The sequence below is a fragment of the Streptosporangium sp. NPDC051022 genome, assembly GCF_040683035.1.
Classification (GTDB): domain Bacteria; phylum Actinomycetota; class Actinomycetes; order Streptosporangiales; family Streptosporangiaceae; genus Streptosporangium.
Map to the genome: position 1 here is coordinate 121,784 of NZ_JBFBCF010000002.1, position 17,955 is coordinate 139,738.

The following is a 17,955-nucleotide window of genomic DNA, read 5'->3' on the forward strand; positions in this document are numbered from 1 at the left end:
CGCGGGCCGGTCCCCGGCTCAGCCCTCGGCCTCGGGCCTCTTACCGAGGCCGAGACTCTCCCTGATGGCCTCCAGGCGGGCGGCGCCCTCGACGTCGATGGAGGCGCGCTCGACCTCGATCATCCTGGCCTCCACGGAGTCGGAGGCCAGCTCGGCCTCGCCGAGGGCGCGGGCGTAGCGCTTCTCGATCTTCTCGCGGACCTCGTCCAGGGTCGGGGTCTCCCCGGCGGGCGTGAGGCCGGACAGGTCGCCCATGGCCCTGTTGAGCTGCTCCTGCATCTTGGCCTGGTCGAGCTGCGACAGCAGCCGCATCCGCTCGGCCAGCTTCCTCTGCAGGGCCGCGGCGTTGGTCTCGACCGCGGCGCGGGCCTGGGCGGAGGCCTGGACGGCCCGCTCGTGCATGAGCCGGGCGTCCTGCGCCGCGGCCTCGGCGGCGACGAGACGGGAGGCGAACGCGCGGGCCGACTCCTCATAGGACCGGGCCTTGCGTTCGTCGCCCGCGGCCCTGGCCCGCTCGGCCAGCAGGAGCGCCTGGCGGGCGTTGGCCTGGAGTTTCCCGCTCTCCTCAAGTGACCGGGTGAGCCTCATCTCCAGCTCGTGCTCGTTGCCGATGACGGCCGCGGCCTGCTCGGTCAGGCGCCGGTGCTGCTCCTTGGCCTCCTGGATGGCCTGCTCGATCTGAACCCGGGGGTCGGAAAGCTCGTCCAGCCTGCCGGACAGGGCGAAGACCAGATAGCGCCAGGCTCGGCGGATGACCTTGAACATGGAGGCTCCTCAGTGATCCAGCGCGTCACGCGTGATCTGTTCGGTTTCGTGCAGGCCCCGCCGGATCCCCTCAAGGCTGCCCGCCAGTTCGTCGAGCACCCCGGCGGGCTCCAGGACGCCGGTCGCGGATGTCGCCGACAGCTCGACCACCCGGGCGAGGAGCCCCTCGATGCTGATCGCGCTCGACTCCATCCGGGTGAGCACCCGCTCTCTGGTCTCCGCGAGCCGGTCGACCACCTCCAGCTGGGAGGCCAGTGAGGCGAGCGCGCGGTCGATGTCCTCGACGAGCCCCTTCCTGGCCTGCTCCCTGGCGCCGGTCAGCCGCAGGCGCTCCCGCATGAGCTGGTCGAGGTCGAACCTGGCCAGGGCGGTACCGGTCACCGAGGCCTGCTCGGCCAGGCGCTCCAGCGTGGCCGTCGCGTCGTCGATCTGGGCGCTCATCAGGGTGATCCGCTCGGCCAGCGGGCCGCGGCCCATCGAGGCGCTCAGCTCGTGGAAGTCCCGCGCAGCGGAGTCCGCCCGCCGCAGCCAGGACTCCTCCTGGCTGCCCGGCGCGACGGCGGGCCTCCCGCGCTCCCCGCCCCGTTCCTGGAAGGCGGCGACCGCCGCCTTGGCCAGCCAGACGGTCACCCCGACGAGCCCGGCGGCGGCCGGGTGCACGTTGACGGCCCAGGCGGCTCCCGCGGCGGTCGCGCCGAGCAGCAGCCCCCAGGGGTCGCGCAGTTCCTCCACGATCCGGGACATCAGAAGTTGGACACCACCGCGGTGAACACCTGGTCGATGCTTCCCGGTTCGCGAGAGTCGTAGGCGGCGGCGTTCGTCGTCTCGGAGATCCGCTTGAGCACGCCGAGGTCGGCGTCCTGGCCGTAGGCGATCGTGAACATCCGCACCGACTCCTGGGCCGACTCGGCGCGCAGGCCGGGCAGCAGGTTCTCCAGCGAGAGGCTGTTGGTGTCCTCGTTCTTCCCGTCGGTGAGGAAGACCACCGCGTTGATCGCGTCACCGCTGTGCCGCCCGCGCACGTGCCGGTAGGCGGCGAGCGCCGTGTCGTAGAGGCCGGTCCCGCCGTCCGGGACCAGCCCTTCGAGCCTGGCCCGCAGCCGCTTGCGCTGGGCGTCGTCGACGGTGGCCATCGGGGCCAGCTCCAGATGGTCCTTGTCGCCGTCCCGCTTGGTGGAGAACATCCACAGCCCGACCTGGTCGTGCGGGCCGAACTGGGGCAGCGCGTTGATCGCCGCCTGCTTGGCCAGGTCCAGCTTGGTCCTGCCCGTGCCGGGCACCTCGGCGCCCATCGAGCCCGAGACGTCGATCACCATGAGGACGTTGGCGGGCTTGCGCAGCTCGGCCCAGCTGGACAGCACCTTGTCGAGCACGTTGGGGGCGGGCGGGTTGAGCGTGCTCGTCGGCTCGGCGGGGAGCAGCCCGTTCGCCTCGGTGATGAGCCTGCCGGGCTTGCCGTCGTGCGACCTGAAGGCGAAGTCGGTGAACCGCTTCTGCTGCGGCGCCGCCCGCAGGTAGGCCAGGAAGTCGGCGGCCACGGCGCGCTTGGCGTCGTCGACCCACGGCGTGGTCAGCACCGCGTACGGACTGTCCGAGTAGAGGGTCCCCTCCTTCGGGTAGATCGCCACCAGCGGCACCTTGGGCTTGGCGTGCTTGCCCAGCGTCGTGGGGTCGCCGGTCGGATTGCCCTCGTTGTAGTCCCAGACGGACTTCTCCTCCACGGCCACGGCGGAGATGTAGCTCAGGCCCGCCCCGGCGTCGTCGGCCCGTTGCAGGTTCGACAGGAACGTCAGCGTCGTGTCGCCGTAGTGCACGATCGAGTGCTCGACCCCCCGCACGAACTCTCTCGCCCCGGGGTCGGCCACGTTCTTCTCCGACAGGTCGCCCGACAGGCCGGTGGCGGCGAAGTAGGTGCCGATGGTGGCGTTCAGGCCGCTGGTGGAGAAGTTGGGGTTGGTCTTGCCCAGGCGGAACCGGCCCCACTCGGGGTGGCCGTACTTGGCCCACGAGCTCTTCGACAGCTCCAGCAGGTCGGACCAGCCCAGCTTCTTGCCCGGCCAGCCGAGGGCCTCCGCCATGGGCTTGGGCATCGCGATGACCAGCGGTGTCTTGGCGATCGACGGGTTGTCCGCGGAGACCGGGGAACCGGTGTCGGCGCCGGCGGCGCGCTGCCGGAGCAGGGCGATCCAGCTGCTGCTCGCCGGGGACCAGACGTCGGGGCGCGGGCCGTCCTGGCGCTCGTCCCACCCCCTGGCCAGCGCCTGGATCACGCCGCCGGTGGACTTGGTCATGACGACCTCGGCGCAGCGGCCGCCGACCTTCCTGCCGCTGTAGTCCGCCGCCATCTTCCGCAGCAGCTCGGTCTTCTCGATGGACGCGGCCACGGTCAGCCGCACCCCTCCGCCGTCGCAGGACCTGGTCTGGGACACGGCCTGGGACGCGCCGTCCCCCGGCGTACCGCCGGTGCCGCCGCCGCCCTGCTCCCTGCTCCCGATGAACAGCCGCAGTCCGACGATCAGGCTGCCGGCGAGGAGGATCGCGATGATGAACGGGGCGAAGTTCCTGCGCCGTCGTTGCGGCTGTTGGTACACCCGGCCTCCCGGTGATGTCGGTACCTGTCCGACGAACGAGCCCCCGCCGGAGTTCGCCGTGTTCGGAAATCGTTCTCCGTGCTCAGCGGTCGGGAAGGGCGTGCCGGTCGGCGCCGGGGGAGCGGCGCGGTCCGGCGGGCGGCCCGATGAACGGCCCGATGAACGGCGCCGCGGCCACAGGGGGGAGGAGCCGCCGGAGAGGCGGTATGTCGGAGGTGACCATCAGACGATCGTAGGAAGAACCGTTTTACTCGGACAAGGGGTGATCGGCTACCCGGCCGTGAATGAGATCTACGAGGGTGGCGTGCAGCTGCTCGATCGGACGGTCGGGATGCAGCGCCCTGCGTTCGATCGAGACCGTCAGCACCATGCCGAACACCGCGGTCGCCGCGGTGTCCACGTCCAGGTCCGCGCGGATCGCGCCCTCGGCGACCGCCCGGCGCAGCACCCCCGCGTAGACGCCCAGCGCCTCCTCGCGCAGCCTGGCCACCGCGTCCTGCCAGGCCGTACGCCACATCTCGGTCAGCAGCACGCGGGCGAACGCGCCGTACTCCTCGAAGAAGCGCAGCTGCGCCATGACCACCGCGTCCAGGGCCGCCGACGCGCTCTCTCCCGCCTCCGCCGCGCCGCCGCCCGCGGTGCCCTCCCGCCGGAGGCCCTCCCGCACGTCGCCGCCCGGCCCGGTGTCCGCCGCGCGCATCGCGTCGGCGAGCCGCTGGATCCCGTGTTCGAGCAGGGCCGCGAACAGCGCCTCCTTGCTGCCGAAGTTGTAGAACACCGTGCCCTTGGCCACCCCGGCGCGCTCGGCGATCGCGTCGACGGTGGCCGCGGTGTAGCCCTGCTCGGCGATCACCTCGACCGCGGCGGTGAACAGCCTGAGCCTCGTCTCGGCCCGGCGGCCGTCCCCCCTGCCCGGAGAACGGCCGCCGCCGGGCACGCGCCACTCCCGTCTGTCGCGCGCGCTCACGTCTCCGGCTCCGGTCCGCTGCTCCGTCATGCGGCCAACCGTAGTCAAAGCGCCAGCTCCGGATGGAGGCGGCGCATCGACCAGGTGCGTCCCCTGTGCACCGCGTACACGCTCAGGGCCAGGCCCAGCAGGGTGGCCAGGGTCAGCACCCCGCAGGCCTGCCAGACCACGGTGAGATCGCCGCCGCTGATCAGCCTGCGCAGCGCGCTGACCACCCAGCTCATCGGAAGCCAGGGTGAGATCGCCCGGAAGAAGCCCGGCGAGGTCTCGATGGGGTAGGTTCCGGCGGCCGAGGTGAGCTGGAGCATCAGCAGCGCCAGCACCGCGACCCGTCCCGGCGGTCCGAGCAGGGCGTTGACCGCCTGCACGATCGCCAGGAAGGCGGCCGAGGTGAGCAGCAGGACACCGGCCACCCCGGCCCGGTGCGCGGCCTCCATGCCGAGGCCGAACCTGATCACCGCCAGCAGCACGCCCACCTGTGCCGAGCCCAGCGCCAGGCCGGGCAGCCAGCCAGCCAGCGCGATCCGCCAGGCGGGAGCCGTACCGGCCAGGAGGCGGGGGTTGAGCGGGCGCAGCACCATGTAGCTCACCATCGCGCCGACCCACAGCGCCAGCGGCACGAAGAACGGCGCGAAGCCGGTGCCGTAGTTCGGCACCCTGTTGAGGACCTGGCCGGCCAGCCTGACCGGCTGGCTCATCATGTCGCCGCGTTCGGCGCGCTCCCGGCTGTCATAGTCGGGGATCCGCCCGGCCCCGTCTTCGAGTTTGTCGCTCAGCTCCTTGGAACCGTCGGCCAGTTCGCCGAGACCGGCGGTGAGCTCTCCCGCCCCCTGGTGCAGCCTGCCGACCCCGGTGTCCACCTGGACGGCGCCGTCGCTCAGCTTGACGATCCCGCCGTCCAGCCGGGTCAGGCCCCGGCCGAGTTCGGTGGCGCCGTCGCCGAGCCGCGACAGGCCGGAGGTGAGTTTCCCGCCGGCCGCGCTCGCGTCGCCGAGTCCGGTGTGGACCTTGGCCGCGCCCGTGGTCAGCTTCTCCAGCCCCGCGTCCAGCAGGTGGATCTCCTTGCCCACCCGTTCGAGGCTCCGCTCCGCGGACGGCGCGATCTCGGCGGTGCGGGCCGCGATCTCCGCGATCTTCCCGGCGTCCCGCCGCAGCCGCGCCGCGGCGTCCCCGGCGGCCCCGGTGCCGCCGCCGGTCGGGCCGCCGAGCCCGTCGAGCGCCTCCTGGGTCGACTGGGTGAGCCGGTCGGCGATGGTCCGCAGCCGAGGGTCGGCGTCGGGGGCGGCGTCCAGCCACTCCCGCAGCTGCTGTGCCTGCTGACGGGCCCGCCGCGACGCCTGGGCCGCCCCCTGCCGGCTCTCGTCCGGCCGGGAGGCCGCGCCGTCGGCGACCAGGCCGGCGCCGCGTTCGACGGCCTGGGCGAGCGAACGCAGCCGCGCGCCGTTGTCCTTCAGCACCGGGACGACCTGGCCGGTCACCTCGTCGAACCTCTCGACCTGGGTGTGGACCCGCCGGTAGACCTGGGCGTTGCCGTCCGCGACCTGTTTCGCGCCGTCCCTGAGCCTGACCAGTCCCCGGCCCAGCTCGCGTGAACCGCTCTCGGCCTCGCCCAGGCCCTCGGCCAGCCGCTCCGCCCCGGACGACAGCCTTCCTGTGGCGGTGTTCGCGCTGTTCAGGCCCACGGCGAGCCGGTGGGTCCCGCTCTTGGCCTGGCCGAGCCCGGTGCTCAGGCTTGAGGCGCCCTCGCCCGCCTTCGCCGTACCGTCGTGCAGCTCGCCCGCACCGTCCGCCGCCTTGGCGGTCGCATCGTGCAGCTCACCGAAGGACACGAAGACGCTGTCCCAGTAGTCCTTCAGCGCGGTACGGCTCGCCGCGTCCCTGACCTCGGTGAACACCGCGTCGGAGATCGTTCCCATGATGTAGCTGCGGCCGGTGTCCACCCGCACGCCCAGCTCGGCGGGTGTCGGCGTGCCCTCGCCCGAGGGGGAGGCGAGCCGGGCGCTGAAGTCGGCGGGAATGGTCAGGGACAGGTAGAAGTCACCGTCGCCGACGCCGTCGGCGGCCTGCCGGGCGTCGACCGTGCGCCAGTCGAAGATGTGACGTTCCCGCAGCTCGTCGGCCAGCTCCCGGCCCGCGTCGACCGTCTTTCCGCCGACGGTCGCGGGCCTGTCCTCCACGACCAGCGCCACCGGGACGGCGCCGAGATTGCCCTGCGGGTCCCAGAACGACCACAGGTACAGCCCGGCGTACAGCAGCGGCAGCGTCACCACGCCCGCGAGCGCCGCCCGGGTCAGCCGTGAGCGGGCGAAGCGCAGCAGCTCCAGCCTGCCCAGCCGCAGTGATCTCATCGCTCCTCCTCGCCGGCCGGGACCGCCGGAACCTCCGACGGGATTCGGGAGGGCAGGCGCAGCGTCGCCGCCTCGCTCCCGGTGCACGACGCCACGACGGTCAGCCCCCGCTCCGCCAGGTCCGCCAGCGTCGCCCGGAGCGCGTCCCGCCGGTCTTCGCCGAGCCCGGTGTCCACGTTGTCGAGGACCAGCAGCCCCGGCCCGTCCAGCAGCGCGAGCGCGATCCCGAGCCGTACCCGCCGCTCCCTGCCGAGGTCGCGGATCAGGGTCCTGTCGTCGGGGGAGCACTCCAGCCCGGCCAGGGCCAGCGCGGCCCCGGCGCGTTCCGGCCGCCGCCTGTTCCGGAACGGTCCCGCGACCCGCTCGCGCAGGTGCTCACGGACCGACAGCGCGTCCTCCAGGTCGTTGACCCCGTCGACCAGGCCGAGTGCGGCGACCCGCCTGATCGACCTCGGGGTGACGTGCCCTCCGACGGAGAGGGCGCCCCCGGTGGGTTTCATCCGTCCCGCCAGGGTCAGGAGCAGGCCGGTCCGCCCGCTGCCCGCCTGCCCGGCCACGACGGTGAGACTTCCCGGGCCGGCCTCCAGGGCGACGTCGCGGTAGACCCATCCGTGGCCGCCCCTGAGGGACAGGCCGCTCGCGCGCACCGCGACCCCGTGGAACACCGCGCCTCCCCTGCTTTTGAACTGACTGGTCAGTGCAAAAATTATCACGAAGGAAAGCCCTACCCGGAGCGGGGTAGGGCTTTCTGGGTGATTAGTCGGGTTTCAGGTGATCTACGGGCTTCTGTGCTGTTTGCTGGGCTTTGTGAGAGGGGTGCCGCGGCCCGGTTCCGGTCAGCCGACCGCGGAGCCGTACTCCTGGAGGAAGAGCGCCTCGGTGAGCGCCGTACGGCGCAGCTCCTCGATGACGACCCGCTCGTTGGGCGCGTGGATGGAGGCGTCGTCGTCCTCGGCGCCGAAGAGCAGGATCGAGGCGGCGGGGAACTGCCGTACGAGCGTGGAGACCAGCGGGATCGAACCGCCCGCGCCGACGTCGCGCGGCGGCCTGCCGTAGGCGCGCTCCATCGCCCGGTTCAGCGCCGAGCGGGCCACGCCGCCCGAGTCGGTGAGGAAGCCGGAGCCCAGTACGTAGTCGCCGTAGCTCACCCTGACGCCCCAGGGGGCGACCTGGTTGAGGAAGTCGATCACGGCGTCGACGGTCGTCTTGGGGTCGCCCGCCGGGGGGACCCGGACGGTCACCCGTGCCCGCGCGATCGGCTGGACCGCGTTGATGGCGGCGGAGACCGACGGCACGTCCAGCCCGGTGACCGTGATGGCGTACGAGGCCCACAGGCGGTCGGCCAGCGAGCCCGAGCCGACCAGCGAGACGCCGTCCAGGACGCCCGCGGTCGCGCGGAACTCCTCCTCGGAGGGGCCGGGGCCCAGGAAGGTGCCGCGCGGCAGGCCGGGCACGCGGATGTCCCCGTGATCGTCGTGCAGGGCGGCCAGCATCCGGATCAGCGCCGCGAGGGCGTCCGGGGCGGCGCCGCCGAACGCGCCGCTGTGCAACGACTCCTTCAGGGTGCGCACCTCGACGGTGAAGGCGCCCAAGCCGCGCAGCGAGGTGGTGACCGCCGGGTCGCCCACGCGGGGGTTGCCGGTGTCGGCCACGATGACCGCGTCGGCCCGGACCAGCTCGGGGTTGCGCTCGACGAAGGACTCCAGGCGCTCCCCGGCGTACTCCTCCTGGCCCTCGATGATCACCTTGACGCCCACGGGGAAGCGGCCCCGGAAGGCGCGGAGCGCGGCGACGTGGGAGATGATGCCGGACTTGTCGTCGGCGGCGCCGCGGCCGTGGACGGCGCCGTCGATCTCCGTCGGCTCGAATGCGGGGGTGCGCCACAGCGCGGGGTCGCCCGCGGGCTGCACGTCGTAGTGCGCGTAGAGCAGGACGGTCGGCGCGCCGGGCGGGGCCGGGGCCTCGGCGTAGACGGCGGGGAAGCTCCCTTCCACCGGAATCCGCCGGACGTGCGGCAGACCCGTGCTGCGCAGCAGTTCCTCGGTCACCGCGGCGGCCGCCAGCACCGGCTCCTCCGGGTAGCCGGGGAAGGCCACGGAGGGGATGGAGACGAGCCGCTTGAGGTCTTCGATCGCCTGGGGCAGGCCCGCGGCGACGGCGCCCTCGATCTCGTCAGGAGTCACGACGTTCCCTCGCATCTCAATATCTGGTCCGTTCTATTGGATCACAACCGGTGGGCGGGGGTGCCTCGGTGCTCGCGCCTGGCCGTACAGGGTGATTCCCGGGCGATTCCACCGGATGGGGCCGAGGCCCGAAGGGCCGGAAGTCACCGAATTCCGGTCGCGGATTTCGTTGTGGCTGCATGGATCCTTTGCGGATTTCGAACCACTTTCGCCATGTTGCCACGTTTTCACTTGGCAAGAGGCCGTTTGGCGTGCAGACTGTGAAGAGCTCAGCTCACAAGGGAAGATCGCGATGAACCACCCAGAGAACACCGACGTGGCCTCGGTCATGAAGGCCGCGCAGGACAACCTGTGGATGCACTTCACCCGGCACAGCTCCTACGAGGGCTCCGAGGTGCCGATGATCGTGCGAGGCGAGGGCACCTACATCTACGACGTTCACGGCAAGCGCTACCTCGACGGCCTGGCGGGACTGTTCGTGGTCCAGGCCGGGCACGGCCGCAGCGAACTGGCCGAGGCGGCCGCCAAGCAGGCCCAGGAGCTGGCGTTCTTCCCGCTCTGGTCGTACGCGCACCCCAAGGCGGCGGAGCTGGCGCACCGGCTGGCCGAGCAGGCTCCCGGTGACCTCAACCGGGTCTTCTTCACCACCGGTGGCGGCGAGGCCGTCGAGACCGCGTGGAAGCTCGCGAAGCAGTACTTCAAGATCACTGGCAGGCCGCTCAAGCACAAGGTCATCAGCCGTCAGATCGCCTACCACGGCACCCCGCAGGGCGCCCTGTCGATCACCGGCATCCCGGCCTTCAAGCAGATGTTCGAGCCGCTGGTCCCGGGTTCGATCCGGGTGCCGAACACCAACCACTACCGCGCCGACGAGATCACCGGCGTGCCCGGCATGACCCCCGAGCAGTACGGTTACTGGGCCGCCGAGCGCGTCGCCCGCGCCATCGAGATGGAGGGCCCGGACACCGTGGCCGCCGTCTTCGTCGAGCCGGTGCAGAACGCCGGAGGCTGCTTCCCGCCGCCGCCCGGATATTTCCAGCGCCTGCGCGAGATCTGCGACGAGTATGACGTCCTGCTCGTCTCCGACGAGGTCATCTGCGCCTTCGGCCGCCTCGGCACCATGTTCGGCGGGCAGAAGTTCGACTACGTTCCCGACATCATCACCTGCGCCAAGGGAATGACCAGCGGTTACTCGCCGATCGGCGCGATGATCGCCTCGGAGCGCCTGTTCGAGCCGTTCAAGAACGGCACCGAGATGTTCGCCCACGGCTACACCTTCGGCGGCCACCCCGTCTCCTCCGCCGTGGCCCTGGCCAACCTCGACCTGTTCGAGCGCGAGGACCTGCTCGGCCACGTGACCCGTAACGAGCCCGTCTTCCGTGCCACCCTGGAGCGCCTGCTCGACCTGCCGATCGTCGGCGACGTGCGCGGCTCCGGCTACTTCTGGGGCATCGAACTCGTCAAGGACAAGACGACCAAGGAGACGTTCAGCCTCGACGAGTCCGAGCGCCTCATCCGCGGTTACCTCTCCTCGGCCCTGTACGAGGCGGGTCTGTACTGCCGCGCCGACGACCGGGGCGACCCGGTGATCCAGCTTGCCCCGCCGCTTATCTGCGGTCCCAAGGAATTCGACGAGATCGAGGCTATTCTTCGTTCAGTCTTGACAGAGGCGTGGAATCGGCTCTGACGTCACTGCGGTACCAGCAGAATAGGTTTCACCCAATCGTCACGGTATTTACTGAAACGTCACCCCGTTTGGTGAGCCGTGCCGTGACACCGTTGAAACCTGAGAGGGACCGCAATGAAGATCGGTGTGCCTGCCGAGGTCAAGAACCACGAGTACCGCGTCGCCGCTACTCCGGCGGGCGTCCACGAGCTGGTCCGACACGGCCACGACGTCTACGTGCAGCGCGGCGCGGGCCTCGGCTCGCACCTGACCGACGAGGAGTACCTGTTCGCCGGGGCCAAGATCCTTGACACCGCGGACGAGGTGTGGGGTGAGGCCGACATGATCCTCAAGGTCAAGGAGCCGATCGCCGAGGAGTTCCACCGCATGCGTGCGGGCCAGGTGCTCTTCACCTACCTGCACCTTGCGGCGGGCCGTGAGTGCGCCGGTGCCCTGCTCGATCGGCAGGTCACCGGCATCGCGTACGAAACCGTCCAGGTCGGCGCCACCCTGCCCCTGCTCGCCCCGATGTCCGAGGTCGCCGGGCGCCTGGCCCCCCAGGTCGGCGCCTACAACCTGATGCGCTTCAACGGCGGCCGCGGCGTACTGCCCGGCGGCGTGCCCGGGGTGGCCCCGGCCAAGGTCGTCGTCATCGGCGCGGGCGTCTCCGGGCTCAACGCGGCGCAGATCGCGGTCGGCATGGGGGCCGACGTCACGGTCCTCGACCTCAACGTCGACCGGCTGCGCTTCATCGACGCCATCTACCAGGGGCGTATGAAGACCCTCGTCTCCACCTCCTACGCCATCGAGAAGGAGGTCCTGGAGGCCGACCTGGTCATCGGCGCGGTGCTGATCCCCGGGGCCAAGGCGCCGACCCTCGTCTCCAACGAGCTGGTCTCCCGCATGAAGCCGGGCTCCGTGCTCGTCGACATCGCGATCGACCAGGGCGGCTGCTTCGAGGACTCCCGCCCGACCACGCACGCCGACCCGACCTACCAGGTCCACAACTCGATCTTCTACTGCGTGGCCAACATGCCCGGGTCCGTCGCCAACACCTCGACCTACGCGCTGACCAACGCGACGCTGCCCTACGCGGTCAAGCTCGCCGGGCTGGGCTGGAAGTCGGCCCTCCAGCAGGACGCCGGCCTCGCCGGAGGCCTCAACACCCACGCGGGCAGGCTCACCAACGAGCCGGTCGCGCTCGCCCTCGGCCTGCCGTTCACGCCGGTCTCCGAGATCATCGCCGACTAGGGCGACGACCGCGCACCGCCACCTGGCCGGGTCGCTCCCGGCGCCGGTGCGCGGTGCGCGGGCCGTTCAACCTGGCCGTTCAACCTGGCCGTTCAACCTGGCCGTTCAACCTGGCCGTTCAACCTGGCCGTTCAACCTGGCCGTTCAACACGGCCGTTCAACACGGCTGTTCACCGTGGCCGTTCAACGTGGCCGTTCACCGCGGCTCCTCAGTGCGGCCCTTCAGCGCGGCCCTTCAGCGCGGCCCTTCAGCGCGGCCCTTCAGCGCGGCCCTTCAGCGCGGCCCTTCAGTGCGGTCCTTCAGCGCGGCCCGAGCCGGATCCGCAGCGCGCGGGCGGTGGTCAGGGCGTGCTCGACCTCGGTGAGGGTGGGCCAGGGGGAACCGCAGGGCCGCAGCAGCGTGGCCCGCACCGAGCCCAGGTGCTCGATCGCGTCCGGGGACAGCCCGCTCCGCCCGGCCAGCCACGTCACGACGTCGGTGTGGTCGCGCAGCGGCCGGGTGACCAGGTCCCAGGTGCCGAGGATCTCGGTCAGGTCGTCGGCTCTCAGCGGGGTGTCGCCCCGCCTGGCCACGGCGGCGGCGGTCAGCTCGGCGCGGGCGACGAGCTCGGGCTCGGCGACCCGGTCCCAGGCGGGGGAGGATCGCTCGGCCAGCCACCGCTCGGCTTCGCGGGAGAAACCGGCCGCCGACAGCAGCGACGCCAGCTCGGCCGCCGCCCGCGGATGCCCCGCCTGCGCCGCCTGCCGGAACCAGTGCTGGCCGCCTAGCAGGTCGTCGTGCTCGGCGATGAGCAGCAGGCCGAAGGTGAAGGCGGCGTCCGCGTCGCCGCCCGCGGCGGCCCGGCCGAACCAGTGGCCGGCCGCCAGCGAGTCGCCCATCTCCACGCACACGAACCCGGCCGTCCGCTGATCGTGGACGCGCCCGGTGTGGGCGGCGCGCTCGAACCAGACACGGGCGGTGCGCAGGTCGCCGCGTGACAGCGCGATCCCGCCGAGCTGCGACGCGGCCCCGGGATGGTCGTTCCCCGCCGCCAGCCGGTAGAACGCCTCCGCCCCCTCGGGATCCTGGTTGGCCTGCAGGAACAGGCCGAGATGGTAGGCGGCGCCCGCGTGGCCCCCGCGTGCCGCCACCTCCCACCAGCGCAGCGTCTCGTCCTCCTCGCCGCAGCCGTAGGCGAGGAAACCCAGGTCGTGGGCGGATGCCAGGTCGCCGTCGACCGCCGCCCTGCGATGCCACTCCCGGGCGGCCTTCACCTCGTCGGCGTCCTCGCACAGCAGCGCGAGCCGCCGGGCCGCGGCCCGGGAACCGGCGTGGGCCGCAGTCTCGAACCACCTGCGGGCGGCGGAGACGTCGCCGTGCCGCTCCAGCAGCAGCGTCGCCAGATTCGCCGCGGCCTCGGCGTCCCCGGCGTCCGCGGCCAGTTCGTACCACCTGACGGCCTCTTCCAGGCTGCCGTGCTGTTCGTGCCAGACTCCGAGGTTGTACGCGCTGTCCATGTTTCCTCCGGCCGCCGCCCGCTCCCACCAGTGCCGCGCGGCCGAGCGGTCGCCACGCTGCGCGAAGTGACGGCCGAGCAGATGCGCGGCCCGCGCGTCCCCGCCCCGCGGGACCGGACAGGGACCGGTCTCGCCGCCCGCCTCGCCCCCGTGCCAGGTGCTCCGGGAGGGCGGCGCCGGGGTCGCGACCGTCTCCGGATCGTCCGGCCACCACCCCACGTCGTCCTCCTCGCCGCTCGATGCACAGGGTGATGTGTAATGGTACGACAGCGGAGTGTGGTCGCCGGGCCGGATTTCGCGGGAACCGGCCGGTCAGCGGGGACGACGGGGGGAGACCAGGAGGCCGGAGGCGCCGTGGTGGACGTCGATGGCGCAGCCGTACACCTCGCTCAGCACGCCGGGGGCGAAGATCTCGGCGGGGGAGCCGTGGGCGGCGACGGCGCCCGAACTCATGACGATCACGCGGTCGGCGTAGGCGGCGGCGAGGTTGAGGTCGTGCAGGACGACCGTGACGGTGTCCCCGGCCACCGCGCGGTCCCTGGCGACCCCCATGACCTGCTCCTGGTGCCTGATGTCCAGGGCCGCGGTCGGCTCGTCCAGCAGCAGCACCGGGGCCCGCTGGGCCAGGACCCTGGCCAGGGAGACCCGGGCCTGCTCCCCGCCCGACAGGGTCGGGTAGGCGCGGGCGGCCAGGTGCGCGACGTCCGTCGCCGCCATGGCCTCGGTGAGGATCTCCTCGTGGTGGCGGGGGGCGAGGCGGGAGCCGTACAGGCCCATCGCGACCACCTCGGCGACCGTGAACGGGAAGGCGACCGTGACCCGCTGCGGAAGCACCGCCCGCAGGCGCGCCAGGCCGGCCGGGCGCAGCGAGCGCACCGGCCGCCCGGCCAGGGTGACCGATCCCGACGACGGGACGGCGTCCCCGGCCAGCACGGACAGCAGGGAGGACTTGCCCGCGCCGTTCGGCCCGACGATCGCGACCAGCTCGCCGGGTTCCACCCGGAACGACACGTCGGTCAGCAGCCGCGCCGATCCCGCGCTGAGGGAAACCGAGCGGACGTCGATCATGCCCATCCTCCTTGCCTGGATCGGGTACGGCGCAGCAGCCACAGGAAGAACGGCCCGCCGAGCAGGGCGGTGAGCACGCCGATCGGCACCTCGGCCGGAATCGCGACGGTCCGCGCGATCAGGTCGGCGGCCAGCATCACGAGGGCGCCCGCCAGGGCCGAGGCGGGCAGCAGCACCCGATGGCCGGGTCCCGCGGCCAGGCGGATCAGATGCGGCACCACCAGGCCGACGAAGCCGATGATCCCGGCCGCCGCGACGGCCGCGCCGGTCAGCAGCGCGGCCAGCAGGATCACGCCCAGGCGCACCCGCTCGGTGTCCACTCCCAGGTGCCGGGCGCCCCGCTCGCCCAGCGCGAGCACGTCCAGCGCCCTGGCGAAGAACGGCGTCAGCGCCAGCCCGGCCACGGCGAACGGCAGCACCCCGGCCACCACCGGCCAGGTCGCGCCGCCGATGCTGCCCAGGCTCCAGAAGGAGATCGAGCGCAACTGCGCGTCGTCGGCGAGGAAGGTCAGCAGTCCGACGATCGCCCCCGCGACGGCGTTGACCGCGATCCCGGTGAGGACGAGGGTGACGACCTCGGTCCTGCCGCCGGAGCGGGACAGCAGATAGACGGCGAAGGTCGCGACCAGCCCGCCGAGGAAGGCGGCCACGGTCACCGACCACTCGCCGAAGGCGCTGACGCCCAGCACGATCGCGCCGACCGCGCCGACCGCCGCGCCCGAGGAGACGCCGACGACGCCGGGTTCGGCGAGGGGGTTGCCGAAGACGCCCTGCATGGCCGCCCCCGCCACGCCGAGCGAGGCGCCGATCAGAACCGCGAGCACGACCCGGGGAAAGCGGATCTGCCACAGCACCGCCTCGTGCGGTCCCGCGCCGCCGAAGAGGGTCTCCATGACCTCGCCGAACGGCACCGGGACCGCGCCGATCCCCGCCGACACGACACACAGCGTGGCGAGCAGCACCGCGAGGGCGGGGATCAGCGCGTTTCTGAACACCGCGCGCCCGGACCGGGGAGCGGACGACCCCATCGCTCCAGCCTTCCCGGTCCGGACGCCGGTGGCGGCGGGGGCGCTGTGGGACGCCCGCGCCGCCGTCTTCGGGGATCTCACCGGCTCTGGAAGGCGGTGACGAGCTTGTCGAGGGCCTGGCCGGTGCGCGGGCCCATGCCGATCAGCTCCAGGTCGTCCAGCGAGACGATCCGGCGGTTCTTGCCCGCTGGGGTCTCGGCCACGCCGGGCAGCTTGAGCAGGCCGTCGACGCCGCCGACCGACTCCAGGCCCATGGACATCACGAGGATCTGGTCGGGCGCGGCCTTCACCATCGCCTCGGCGGTGATCGGCTTGTAGCCCTGGACGCCGGCGGCGGTGCCCGCGTCCTCGGCCCCGGCCGCGGCGATCATCGCGTCGGCCCGGGTGCCCGCGCCGCCGAGCTGGTAGGTCTTGGACTGGCCGCGCAGGTAGAGGAAGGCGACCTTCGCCTTGTCCGTGCCGGTGACCTTCGCCTTGGCGGCGTCGATCTCCGCCTTCGTCCTGGCCGCCAGCTCGGCGCCCTTCTCCGGGACGCCGAGGGCCTTGCCGACGAGCTCGATCTTGCCGGGGACCTCGTCCACGCCCCCGGCTCCGGACGGAACCGTGACGATCGGGATGCCCGCGCCCTTGAGCTGCTCGATCACCGGCGGCGGGCCCGCCTCCTCGGTGCCGATGAGCACGGTCGGCTTGAGCGAGAGGATGCCCTCGGCGGCCAGCGACCGCTGGTAGCCGATCTGCGGCTTCTGCCGCGCCTCCGGCAGGCCCATCGCCGACAGGTCCACGCCCACGACCTTGTCGGCGAGGCCCAGCGCGAACACGATCTCGGCCACGTCCCCCGTCATCGGGACGATCCTGGAGGCGTCCTTCACCTCGACGTCCGTACCGTCCGACGACCGCACGGTGACCGGAAGCCCCTGGGCCTGGGGGGTGACCTGAGCCTGGGCCGTCGAGGCGGATGCCTCGGGCGCGGCCTTCGCCGGGGGCTCCGTCGTGCTCCCGCAGCCCGCCATGACGAGCGTTCCCGCGGCCAGGAGGGCGGCCAAACCGTGCTTCATCGTTCTGCCTTTCGATATGTGCTGAGCTCGACGACACGGGTGACGACCCCGCTCGAACTCTGGCTGATCACCGACCGTCTGGCCGGAAGCATGACCCCGTCCACCTCGACGTACCGCTCGTCCAGCAGTTCGAGCCGGGTGATCGCGCCGCTCCGCGGATCGCTGAACGTGCCGGCGATGTGAGAGGGGAGGAACCTGCCGTCGGGGGCCGTCTCCCGGCTGACCGTGTAGACCCGCAGGGTCGCCTCGGGCAGGTGCCGGGTGATCTGGGTGATCCAGTCGCCCCTGACCCGGTAGGCGGACCTGAACCGGTCGTCCGTCGTGACCAGGACCCCGAGCGGATGGTCGGACGCGTCCTCGGCGGCGACCGGCGCGGCCTCGTCCCGCCGCGGGGCGCGCCGGTGCGCGACCAGGGAGGCGAGCTGCCGGCCCACCCATTCGACCTGCTCGCCGTCCGCCCCCGCCAGCTCGATCTCCGGCCCGGCGGATCGGCCGGTCCCCACCCGTACCGTGCCCCGGAACGTGAGCGCGCCGTCCGTCAGGAGCAGCTCCGCGGAGAACCCGGCGAAGTCGGCGGGCCATCGGTAGATCGACGCCTTGGCACGTTCCAACAGGACGCTTCCTGGGGACATCCCACTCCAAATTTAGGTAAGCCTAAACTTCATTAGGCAAGGCATACCTAAACATGACCCATTGAAGACGTCAAGAGCGGATGATGTGCTTTCGTCCAAATTTGCAGCCCGCCACCGCCGGTCGCGGGCCGCCGAAGGGAGTCCGGGGAGCCTGCCGCCACCTCTCCGATCGGTGGGACGAGTCGGTCAGGGGAACTTCAGGGCGTCGGCGAAGACCGTGGTGTCCAGCGTGAAGCCGACCGGATCGGGGATGTGCACGGGTGTGCCGACCGCGACGCGGGAGGAGGTGAGGTAGACCCCGTCCTTGGGGTCGCTGAGGACCGTCACGGTCGCGGGCGTGGCCACCGGGTCGATGATGACCATCACGGGGATCCTCCCCGCGGCGTAGATGGCGGGCTTGCGGTCACGGTCGTCGACGGCGCTGCCGGGTGAGACGATCTCGGCGACCATGAGCAGGCCCGAGGAGAGCAGCTCACGCTCTCCCCGGCGCGGGCAGTCGGGCGGGGCCAGAACGAAGTCGGGCTCGACGGGATCGCGGGGCCCGTCGATGCAGACGTCGACGTTTCCGGTGTAGGCTTCCCAGCCGCGTTCGGTGATCGGTGAGCGCAGTTCGCAGGCCAGCAGCATTGCGAGCCTGGCATGCTCGGGGGTGCCCACGGGACTCACCACCAGTCTCCCGTCGATGACCTCGGTGCGGAGGCCGGGAAGCTGTGGGAGTGAGTCGAAGAGTTCGCGCGCCGTGTGGGGTAGGGGGCGAGACGTGCTTTCCGGTGTGGGTCTCAGGTCGGCGGGGCGCCGTCGTGACGTCATGACCGCACGATTTCCCTTCGTGTCGTAATGAACACGAACGGTATCGTCGAATGTCATGGAGGGGCCGGGTTTTGGCAAGGCCGGTCCCGGGCCG

At 72.0% G+C, this 17,955-nt stretch carries 15 protein-coding genes; 2 read left to right on the plus strand and 13 right to left on the minus strand.

Annotated features, from left to right (window positions below; translation table 11 throughout):
* Positions 1-18: 18 nt before the first annotated feature.
* The 7 genes from AB0N02_RS04720 to AB0N02_RS04750 form a co-directional block, all read right to left on the minus strand.
* On the minus strand, positions 19-765 hold the full coding sequence (locus AB0N02_RS04720; RefSeq protein ID WP_363942770.1) for a PspA/IM30 family protein: 747 nt from the start codon (positions 763-765) through the stop codon (positions 19-21).
* 9 nt (positions 766-774) lie between these two features.
* Positions 775-1,509 (minus strand): hypothetical protein, encoded by a 735-nt coding sequence (locus AB0N02_RS04725; protein WP_363942773.1) that lies wholly within the window; start codon positions 1,507-1,509, stop codon positions 775-777.
* Positions 1,509-3,356: a substrate-binding and VWA domain-containing protein gene (locus tag AB0N02_RS04730; RefSeq protein WP_363942775.1), complete on the minus strand. Its 1,848-nt coding sequence runs from the start codon at positions 3,354-3,356 to the stop codon at positions 1,509-1,511. Before AB0N02_RS04730 ends, AB0N02_RS04725 begins: the two co-directional genes overlap by 1 nt.
* Before the next feature lie 247 nt (positions 3,357-3,603).
* Positions 3,604-4,353: a TetR/AcrR family transcriptional regulator gene (locus AB0N02_RS04735; protein WP_363942778.1), complete on the minus strand. Its 750-nt coding sequence runs from the start codon at positions 4,351-4,353 to the stop codon at positions 3,604-3,606.
* Between the two features lie 14 nt (positions 4,354-4,367).
* On the minus strand, positions 4,368-6,671 hold the full coding sequence (locus tag AB0N02_RS04740) for a YhgE/Pip domain-containing protein (RefSeq protein WP_363942781.1): 2,304 nt from the start codon (positions 6,669-6,671) through the stop codon (positions 4,368-4,370).
* Positions 6,668-7,336, minus strand: coding sequence for an ATP-binding cassette domain-containing protein (locus AB0N02_RS04745; protein WP_363942783.1), 669 nt, complete (start codon positions 7,334-7,336; stop codon positions 6,668-6,670). Before AB0N02_RS04745 ends, AB0N02_RS04740 begins: the two co-directional genes overlap by 4 nt.
* 171 nt (positions 7,337-7,507) lie before the next feature.
* A complete protein-coding gene (locus tag AB0N02_RS04750) occupies positions 7,508-8,854 on the minus strand; it encodes a M20/M25/M40 family metallo-hydrolase (RefSeq protein ID WP_363942785.1) in 1,347 nt (448 codons plus the stop codon).
* A 292-nt stretch (positions 8,855-9,146) separates the two neighbouring features.
* Here AB0N02_RS04750 and AB0N02_RS04755 point away from each other — a divergent pair, with 292 nt between their 5' ends.
* Both AB0N02_RS04755 and ald read left to right on the plus strand, forming a co-directional pair.
* Entirely contained in the window at positions 9,147-10,541 is a 1,395-nt protein-coding gene (locus tag AB0N02_RS04755) for an aspartate aminotransferase family protein (RefSeq protein ID WP_363942787.1), read from the plus strand.
* Between the two features lie 114 nt (positions 10,542-10,655).
* Positions 10,656-11,771, plus strand: a complete 1,116-nt coding sequence (ald, locus tag AB0N02_RS04760) for an alanine dehydrogenase (protein ID WP_363942789.1) — start codon at positions 10,656-10,658, stop codon at positions 11,769-11,771.
* A 300-nt stretch (positions 11,772-12,071) separates the two neighbouring features.
* Here the strand turns inward: ald and AB0N02_RS04765 are convergent, their stop codons facing one another.
* The 6 genes from AB0N02_RS04765 to AB0N02_RS04790 all read right to left on the minus strand — a co-directional run bounded on the left by AB0N02_RS04765 (position 12,072) and on the right by AB0N02_RS04790 (position 17,918).
* Complete coding sequence (locus AB0N02_RS04765; protein ID WP_363942791.1) at positions 12,072-13,487, minus strand: sel1 repeat family protein; 1,416 nt, start codon at positions 13,485-13,487, stop codon at positions 12,072-12,074.
* A gap of 93 nt (positions 13,488-13,580) precedes the next feature.
* Positions 13,581-14,336, minus strand: coding sequence for a heme ABC transporter ATP-binding protein (locus tag AB0N02_RS04770; protein ID WP_363942793.1), 756 nt, complete (start codon positions 14,334-14,336; stop codon positions 13,581-13,583).
* Positions 14,333-15,364 carry an iron ABC transporter permease gene (locus AB0N02_RS04775; protein WP_363942795.1) on the minus strand — a complete coding sequence of 344 codons (1,032 nt, stop codon included), beginning with the start codon at positions 15,362-15,364 and terminating at the stop codon, positions 14,333-14,335. The genes AB0N02_RS04770 and AB0N02_RS04775 overlap by 4 nt, the downstream gene beginning before the upstream one ends.
* 77 nt (positions 15,365-15,441) lie before the next feature.
* Positions 15,442-16,419 (minus strand): ABC transporter substrate-binding protein, encoded by a 978-nt coding sequence (locus AB0N02_RS04780; RefSeq protein ID WP_363942797.1) that lies wholly within the window; start codon positions 16,417-16,419, stop codon positions 15,442-15,444.
* The gene (locus tag AB0N02_RS04785) at positions 16,416-17,030 is read right to left on the minus strand and encodes a DUF3386 family protein (RefSeq protein ID WP_363942799.1); all 615 of its coding nucleotides are present in this window, start codon (positions 17,028-17,030) and stop codon (positions 16,416-16,418) included. The genes AB0N02_RS04780 and AB0N02_RS04785 overlap by 4 nt, the downstream gene beginning before the upstream one ends.
* 207 nt (positions 17,031-17,237) lie before the next feature.
* Positions 17,238-17,918, minus strand: coding sequence for a Uma2 family endonuclease (locus tag AB0N02_RS04790; RefSeq protein ID WP_363942800.1), 681 nt, complete (start codon positions 17,916-17,918; stop codon positions 17,238-17,240).
* Positions 17,919-17,955: the final 37 nt, after the last annotated feature.